At 60.1% G+C, this 4,590-nt stretch carries 3 protein-coding genes and 1 pseudogene; 1 reads left to right on the forward strand and 3 read right to left on the reverse strand.

Features of this window, described 5'->3' with window-relative positions; all coding sequences use genetic code 11:
- From ABSG20_RS30400 to ABSG20_RS30410, 3 genes are all read right to left on the reverse strand, one after another.
- The coding region (locus tag ABSG20_RS30400) for a class I adenylate-forming enzyme family protein (RefSeq protein ID WP_423868157.1) at positions 1-1,360 on the reverse strand (1,360 nt) is incomplete at its 3' end.
- A gap of 37 nt (positions 1,361-1,397) precedes the next feature.
- On the reverse strand, positions 1,398-2,036 hold the full coding sequence (locus ABSG20_RS30405) for a 2-hydroxychromene-2-carboxylate isomerase (protein WP_423868158.1): 639 nt from the start codon (positions 2,034-2,036) through the stop codon (positions 1,398-1,400).
- Between the two features lie 376 nt (positions 2,037-2,412).
- Entirely contained in the window at positions 2,413-3,612 is a 1,200-nt protein-coding gene (locus ABSG20_RS30410) for an adenylate/guanylate cyclase domain-containing protein (protein WP_423868159.1), read from the reverse strand.
- A 603-nt stretch (positions 3,613-4,215) separates the two neighbouring features.
- Here ABSG20_RS30410 and ABSG20_RS30415 point away from each other — a divergent pair.
- Positions 4,216-4,590: pseudogene (locus ABSG20_RS30415) on the forward strand (hypothetical protein); the annotation flags it as partial.

The following is a 4,590-nucleotide window of genomic DNA, read 5'->3' on the forward strand; positions in this document are numbered from 1 at the left end:
TGCCGGCGGCCTGCCGACCGACCACGGCACACTGCACCACGGCAGGATGGGTGCTGATCACCGCCTCGATCTCGGCCGGATACACGTTGAAACCGGAACGGATGATCATCTCCTTGGTGCGGCCGACGATATACATCTGGTCTCCCTCGAAGCGGGCAAGATCGCCGGTATTGAACCACCCGTCCGGGTCGATAACCTTCGCGGTGAGATCGGGCGCGCGGTAGTAACCGCGCATCACGTTCGGACCGCGGACGTGCAACTCGCCGATGTCGCTGTTGGTGACGATCGAGCCATCGCGCGCGACGATGCGCGCCTCCAGGCCTGCCAGAATCTTTCCGACCGAATTGTCGCTGCGCGGTGCGTCGGGCCTCACGCCGGAAATTCCCGGCGAGCACTCGGTGATGCCGAAGGCGTTGAGCAGGGGCAGGCCGAGTTCATTCTCCACGCGCGCCTTCAGATCGAGATCGAGCGGGGCGCCGGCGACCGCGATCAGGCGGAGCGCGCCGCGGTCCAGCCTGGGCAGCCTCGCCGTCGCCTTGTATTCGAGCAGACGCTGATAGGTCGCGGGCACGCCATTCAGCAACGTGATGCCCTCTTCCGCCATCGCCTTCACAAGCGCCGCCGGGCTGTATTTGACGACGAGGCGGATAACGGCCCCGACCATCAGCGTCATGGTCAGAAGCGAAATACCGACGATATGGGAGATCGGCAGCACGCAATATTGCACGTCCGCCGCGGTCATATTGCGATGAATGGCCGTGCTTTTGGCGCTGAACAGGAGATTGCGATGGGTGAGCATGACGCCTTTAGGCGCCCCCGTGGTCCCCGAAGTGTAGATCAGAATCGCGACCTGCTTGGCTCCATCGGGCTCGAGCGGCTCGGCCACCGCGTTCTCATTGAGCGCCGAAACGCCGATACCAGAGAGCGGACCGACGTCGCCGATCCCCGCCGCGGAGCGCGATGCATGGGCGGCCGCCTCCTCCGAAACATCGGCGGTGAAAAAGACGCGACGTGCGCCGCTGTGATCTCTGATCTGGTCGAGTTCACGAGGCGACAGACGTGGGTTGGCGACAATGGCCCACGCGTCCAGCCGGCTGGCAGCGAACAGCAGGCATGCCAGCGATATGCAGTTTTCGCTGACGATCAAGACCCGGTCGCCAGCGCGGACTCCCAGTTGTCGCAGAGCATCGGCGGTTCCGGAGACCGCCCGGTCGAACTGACGATAGGTCAGCGTGTCGCCGTCCTCGACCAGTGCGAGGCTGTCCGGCGTCGCCGCGACGTAAGGTTCGATGACCTGGTGGAAACGGTTGGGCAGGCCTTCAAGCATCCCGGCCGCTGCGTCCCTTGCTTTCGTCGGCAATGCTACCTCCCGCCTCAATCGCCGTCTTTCCGGTGCTTCACGCAGTCTTGCGCTGCGCGGCATTCAATTGCGCGACGATTTCTTCCTCGACGTTGCGCAGACTGTCCTTGCCGAAGAAGATTTCGTTGCCGACGAAAAAGGTCGGTGAGCCGAACGAGCCGCGATTGACCGCGTCGCTGGTGTTCTCGATCAGCTTGTTCTTGACGTCGTCCTGCTGCGCGCGCGCGACCAGGCGATCGATGTCGACGCCCGACGAAACCAACGCCTCGCGAAAGATTTGCAAATCGTCCATCTTCTTCGGCTCGACCCACATGTGGTGGTAGGCCGCACGGAAATAGCTCTCGAACATCCCCTCGAACTGCGCGGCGACCGCTCCTCGCATCAGCATCAAGGTGTTCACCGGAAAAAACGGGTTGGGCTTGAACTTCGTGATGTTGTGCCGCCGCAAGAAGCGCTGCGTCTCCAACGCGTTGTATTCCGGCTTGTTCTTGATCCCGCGTAACGAGTCGAATGGCGACATGTTGCCGGTGGCCTTGTAGACGCCGCCCAGCAGCACCGGGACATAGTCGAACTCGACTCCGGTCCGCTTTTCGATCTCGGGCAATACGAGCTCGGCGAGGTAGGCATTCGGGCTGCCGAAATCGAAATGAAATTCAACCTTGAGCGGTGCGGCCATCGGATAGCGCCCTTTTCCTGCTGATGCGGCGGGAAGCCGCCCGATCATTGCATTCGTGTTTTTATAGTTCTATTTTAGAACTGTCAATCCAGTTTATAATTCCAAGGCAATAAACCATACACGATTAGTTGAACATCTGTCAGTTCCCAATTAGAATTGAGAACTGCCTGGCTGCTTGCCTTGGATTCGCAGCTTGCCGGAAGTGACTGGAGAAATGAATGAAATGGAATACGCTTGAAAAAGAACGGAAGCGTTTCAGGCGTCGCTTGGAGTTACCCGCCATCTCCCGGCGGATCGGCTGAAGAAGCTGGTTCGCTTCGACGTGCCGCGCCGGATTCCGTATCAGGAATCGCCCAAGCGCTACGAGTAATTTCATTCAGCCGTGATACGCAAACAGCTCGACAGGCTCGTTGAAGCCGCGCACCGGATACTCGCCCATGCGTTCCAGATCGAACTCGCCCTCGACGACGTCGGCGAACGCGCGGGACACGAGCACCGGCCTCCCCAATTGTTTGGTTAGGGTTTCGAGACGCGAAGCCATGTTGACCGCGGGGCCGATGACGGTGAAGTCGAGCCGGGTGCGCGACCCGATATTGCCGTACATGACGTCCCCGACGTGGACGCCGGTGCCGTAATTCAGCGGCGCACGACCGCTTTCGCTGTTCTTTTCGTTCAGGGCAGCCATGGCCTGACGGGCTTCGGACACCGCGCGCAGCAGATTGGCGCAGGCCGATTGCTGGCTGAGCGGAAAAATCGCGAGCAGACCGTCGCCGACAAATTTCAGTATTTCCCCGCCATGTCGCGCAATCGGCTCCGACATCGCATCGAAATAGCTGTTCAGAAGATCAATGACGTCATCGCGCGGCCAGTTGTCGGAAATCGCTGTAAAATCACGCAGATCGCAGATCATGATGGCGGCGCGGACCGTCGTTCCGCTGCCGCGCCGGGTGGCGCCGGCCAGAATGAGCTCGCCGGCATGCGACCCGACATAGGTTTCGAGCAGCGTTCGCGCCAGCCGGTTCTTGATACGGATTTCGCTGACCAGCGCCAGCACCGGCAACAGTTTCAACAGGCCGGCGATATGCGCGTCCTCGAAACCGCCGGGACGGTCGGTTGCAAAGGTCACGATATGCCGCTTGCCGAGCGTGTGGTACAGCGGCCACGCCACATAGTCGGTCAGGCCTTTTGCCCGCATCTCGTCATAGACGGCGTGCTTGCGGCCATCAGAGGAATCGCGTTCGAGATTCTCGCGCACCTCGGTGGCGCCGCCATGGATTTCGTAGGCGGGACTATCGATGTATTGGGATCGCTCCCTGACATCGTAGTCTACCCTCTCAATCACGGCCGCGCGCATCCCGTTCTCCCACGTAATCTTGGCGCCAAGCCATTGCGGATGGTTGACCACAACATGAAGCGTCGCCCGCTTGACGGGAATGCCCGCTCGCTGGAGCCGGACACACAGCTCGGCGAAGATATTGTCGATGAAGCGCTCGTCGCGCGCGTCATTTGTCAGCCAGTGCAAAACCTCGCTGGCAGAAGGCTCGATGACGGGATCGATGTCTGGTGGCGCGTTCATATCTTGCTCCTGAGCCGTGACCGGGTTCGACGGTGCAGGATTATGTCGTGTCTCCGCTCGACGGCGTCAACGGAGTCCGCCGCAATCTGGATGCGCGCGCCGGGTTGCCGGTAGGTAATCGTGTCGGGTGCGCCAATCAAATCGATCGTTTATCGGGATCGTCCGAAAACGAACTCGGAATAGCCACTCCGAATGGCTCGCGTCCAAACCGGCGTGAGACGCATTTTCAAAGCCCGAGTGTTTGCCCCGGTATATCAGCCCGGCCTTCACTTACCGTGAAATAATGCGAGCGGCCCGGCGCGATAGCTGTGAATGAAGAAACTGCTTCCCATAGTGCCGTAGGCGCGCCAATCGCTCCATTGAATTTGATAACGCTCGACTGACTCATGCCGTGCCGATTGAATGAACTACCGACAGCTGCCCCACGCTCTCGGAGCGCCTTTACGTTGTCTTTGTTTTGGAGTACTTTGCCTCCACAGAAAAAATGCTTAGCCGCATCGATGGAGTTGTGTCGGCCTCGATCGGCGCTAAAAAACTTTACAAAAAGAAATTCACTGCAAGTGAATTACGCTCCGCACGGAGCGACGAAGAGAGGGTGGGATTGTGCTCAAGGACATCGCGCGGCTTTTGCCGCTGTTGTTGCTATTTTCACTTCATCCCGACCGCGCCGAGGCACAGCAGTTCGCTGGTCCGCCAAGCCTGAGTTTGGGCGACGCGGTCGTCACTGGATTTTCCGGAACCATAGCTCCCGACCCGATCAAGCCGCTGCCCGCGGGCAAGTCCGCGATTGATCTTACCTTCATCAATCCGGACGGCCCCTCCGCCCGGGTCATGGATGTCCGGCAAGCCACCGCGAATTGGGACGGTCGCGACCTCCCGGCGACAATGCCGTTCGATGTATACGCCCGCGATGTCGGACAGGTCTTCGGCATAGCCCTCGACGATCAGGCGGCGCCCAATATCTATCTGTCCGCGACG

Origin of the sequence: Bradyrhizobium sp. (genome assembly GCF_049512235.1) — a bacterium.
Taxonomy (GTDB): domain Bacteria; phylum Pseudomonadota; class Alphaproteobacteria; order Rhizobiales; family Xanthobacteraceae; genus Bradyrhizobium.